3 protein-coding genes are annotated in these 2414 nt (G+C 59.2%); all 3 read left to right on the top strand.

Going from position 1 to position 2414, the window contains the following annotated elements; genetic code table 11:
• On the top strand, positions 1 to 607 hold a 607-nt coding region (locus tag AC1DVH_RS29615; RefSeq protein WP_477756781.1), incomplete at its 5' end, for a cupin domain-containing protein.
• Positions 608 to 691: 84 nt separating this feature from the next.
• Positions 692 to 964 carry a twin-arginine translocase TatA/TatE family subunit gene (tatA, locus tag AC1DVH_RS29610; RefSeq protein ID WP_477756780.1) on the top strand — a complete coding sequence of 91 codons (273 nt, stop codon included), beginning with the start codon at positions 692 to 694 and terminating at the stop codon, positions 962 to 964.
• The gene (locus AC1DVH_RS29605) at positions 964 to 2133 is read left to right on the top strand and encodes an aminotransferase class V-fold PLP-dependent enzyme (RefSeq protein WP_477756779.1); all 1170 of its coding nucleotides are present in this window, start codon (positions 964 to 966) and stop codon (positions 2131 to 2133) included. Before tatA ends, AC1DVH_RS29605 begins: the two co-directional genes overlap by 1 nt.
• The last annotated feature ends 281 nt before the right edge of the window (positions 2134 to 2414 follow it).

Genomic DNA, 2414 nt, shown 5'->3' with positions numbered 1-2414 from the left:
GCACATTGCTTATCTCGGGCCGGATGACATCGCTGCCGGCGTGGTCCAGGCGAGCGGACAGTTCAACGTCGATGACTRTCCCTATAGCGAAACGATCGTGGTTCACGCGGGACGCGTCACCCTGCAGAGTCAGGATCACAGGCTCCAACTAAATCCCGGCGACAGCGCCGTGATCGCCCGCGGTACGTCGCTCCAGATCGAGGCGCAACCCGACTCTCTCTGGGCATTCTGCGCGGATACCCAGCTCGTCGAAGAGCGCCATCCCGGGCTCACCGCGCTCTCCCCGCTAACCCTGCTCTCTCCCTCGGCGGCACCGGGGCCAGAAATTCTGCTAAGCCCGCCACCGCAATGTCGCTCACACAATTTGTTTGTCGAAGAACCGACCAATCTACGCATCGGCGTCTGGGACTCGACACCCTATACCCGCGGGGCGAGGCCGCACCTTCTGCATGAACTGATGCACCTGATCGAAGGCAGCGTCACCCTTCAGGTGGTGGACGGGATCGATCTGACGGTCAACACCGGCGATACGGTGTTCGTACCCCGAGGCGCCCCCTGCGCCTGGAAGAGCAGCGTCTATGTGCGCAAGTTCTACGTCGTCAAATAACTCGAACCGCATTAGCGCCGGCAGACGGGTTTTCCTCCGCCGGCCCCACCACCAAACCGATCAATCACTCGCGGAGTACAGTCAATGGGATTGGGTGGCTTCAGTACCGGAAAACTCCTGATCATCCTGTTGATCGTGGTCATGCTGTTCGGAACCAGGCGCCTGAAAGGCTTGGGGTCGGACCTCGGCGACACGATCAGGGGGTTCCGCAAATCCATGGGCGACGATAAGCCAGTCGCTGAGGAGCCCAGCGCCCCGCCTATTGACGCTCAGACGCGCACGCTCGAAGACTCGAGCGCCCAAGCCCAAGTAAACAATTCAAACAGAGGTGAGAAGCGAAAATGGAAGTGCAGCTGATGTCAGACAAGTCTGTCGCTGAGGAAGCATTCTGGGAGCGCGTGTGCGCAGCCTATCCAGAGCAGCGCCCCCTATTGAACCTGAACAACGCGGCAGTGAGTCCGCCACCGCTGGTGGTAGAGCAGGCCATGATCGATGCCTATCGGCTGATCAGCCACAACCCGGACGTCAATATGTGGAGCAAGCTCGACGCCGAGCTCCCTGCGATCAAGCAACAGCTGGCTGACATGGCCGATTGCGATCCCGATGAGATCGCCCTGAACCGCAACTCATCCGAAGGCTTGTCGACAGCCATCTTCGGCATTCCATTGAAGGCTGGCGACCAGGTGCTGGTCTCACTGTGGGACTATCCGAGCGTGATAGCCGGATGGTTGCAGCGTCAGCAGCGCGAAGGCATCGAAGTGGTGACCGTCGACTTCGACCTGATGGACGATGAGAATGTCATCGTGCAAGCGTATGCACAGGCCATTACCCCGCGTACCCGGGTGATCCAGCTGACCCACATGCTGCATTGGACCGGGCGAGTCCTGCCGGTCAAGCGCATCTGTGCGCTAGCCCGAGCGCGGGCGATTGTCACTGTGGTGGACGGTGCCCAGACGTTTGCGCAGATGCCGCTCAGCTTCCGCGACCTGGATTGCGACTACTTCATCACCAGCCTCCACAAATGGCTGGGGGCGCCGGTCGGCAATGGCATGCTAATTGTGAGGCGTGACCGAATCGACAGCACCTGGCCATTGCTGGGGCCTTTCGATCCGCCGCCGCTACAGATCGACAAATTCGACCACTGGAATCTCGGCACCTATAACTCGGCGATACAGGCGGGCATTGCCCCGGCTATCCGTTTCCATGCACAAATCAGCACGCGAGTCATTCACGCGCGCCTACAGAAGCTGACCCGTTACTGGGTTGACCTCGCCAAAGACATTCCCGGTTTCAGGCTCCACACGCCACTCGATACCGTCGAGCTGGGCGCAGTAAGCCTGTTCTCTATCGATCAATGTGATGCTCGATGGGTTGAGCAGGAGCTTCGAAAAACCCACCAGGTGCATGTCAAATTCCGCCAGATCAGGCACATCAGCGGACTTCGGGTGTCGCCGGGCATCTACACGCAGAAGAGCGATCTGTGGCGCTTTGTCGAGGCGCTAAAGCAGGTGGTTGCAAGTAAATAGGCCGGTGGGCTAAGGCCACTTCCGCCAGACCGCGCGCCCAAGGTACGGGACAAATTTGCACGTTATATTCCGGCATGCGGGTAAAGGCTTTGCGCAGAATATCGGTGTAAAGCCCCTTGGCCTCATCCCCATCGGCATAGCTATATGGTGGATAGCCGGCGTCACAGAGAATGACCAGGTCTAAGGGGGCGCTCGCCCAACTCTTGGCGTGTATGGCGCAGCCCACCAACATCATCAATAACAACCGCATACTCGCCTTCCTTCACATTCCTTTGATCCCT

Source organism: Pseudomonas sp. P4_C3, assembly GCF_056402075.1.
This window is presented reverse-complemented; position numbering and strand designations above follow the sequence as displayed.

Bases quoted from the DNA above. Each gene is read 5' to 3' on its own strand.
- tatA (WP_477756780.1), top strand. From the start codon at position 692: ATGGGATTGGGTGGCTTCAGTACCGGAAAACTCCTGATCATCCTGTTG.
- AC1DVH_RS29605 (WP_477756779.1), top strand. From the start codon at position 964: ATGTCAGACAAGTCTGTCGCTGAGGAAGCATTCTGGGAGCGCGTGTGC.